This is a genomic window from Catenibacterium sp. GCM10023432, assembly GCF_042651925.1.
GTDB lineage: Bacteria > Bacillota_I > Bacilli_A > Erysipelotrichales > Coprobacillaceae > Catenibacterium > Catenibacterium mitsuoka.
On the sequence record NZ_JBHSEB010000118.1, the window covers coordinates 1 to 1,032 of the forward strand.

Below are 1,032 nucleotides of genomic sequence, written 5' to 3' on the forward strand. Positions count from 1 at the left end.
AGAAATTAAGTTATTATCTAACTCACCATACGTCAAGAACGTTAAACAAAACAGACTGATATTCACTTATGAATTCAGATGCATTTTATATGATGAATGGATTAAGCAGCCATCTACTTCTCAGATAAGAAGTGTACTTAAATCATACGGCTTTGATTGTTCGATGTTAGGATGCGATGTGATAAATAACACCAACATTAACTTTAAGCGCTATGGTCGTCCTACTAACGGAAGGAATAAGGTATCTGTAAAGTATAACTCTACTGAAAAGTACGACAATGAATCTCTGATTGATTCTGGAATATTCGTCAGAACAGGAAGTCTAATTAGATTCAGTTCTGAATTCATCGATAAAGCTTATAAAGAATACCCTTCTGTCTCCATTGAATCCCTGCTTGAATCCTGTGGTCTTGATCCCAATAAAGTCGGATATCATAGAATATATGAATTAAAAAGAAAGCTTGAAGATGGAGTAAAACCTAAAGAAAAGATAGGAGCTGATGTAGTAGATAAATATACTGGTCATCCATATGTCAAGAGATGCACTGCAGAATATTTCACACTTAATAAACAATTTTTTGATGAATCTTCAATATATACTGGTTATCCTATTGATGAGATTCTCAGAATATATGAAATTGATGAATCTGATCTTCCTGCAAGGGTACTAAATAGAATAGAAAAACAGCTCAGATCCTGGAATGGTGATTCTGATAATATGGTGGTTGAATGTGACCAGGAGTTCAGATGCCGCATCCAGCACAACAGGATGAGAGCGCTAGAGAAACTGTCAATGATGCATTTTGATAGTATCAGGAAAATTCTTCCTTCCCTTACCTCTGAACAGAAGAAGGCATTATGCATATGGATAAGAGACCTTCCACACGACAGATATGACTATTCCATCCGTTCCATACTGAAGAGAATCGGCATATCTAAGTCATCCTATTATTCAATACTCTCAGATGATAATTACGGCATGAAGGAAAGACAGGATGAGATTGATTTTGAATACATAAAAAAGGTCATTGA

The 1,032-nt window shown here is 35.3% G+C and carries 1 protein-coding gene; it reads left to right on the forward strand.

Annotation, left to right across the window (positions count from 1 at the left end):
* On the forward strand, positions 1 to 1,032 hold a 1,032-nt coding region (locus ACFOZZ_RS13230), incomplete at both ends, for a hypothetical protein (protein ID WP_376815422.1).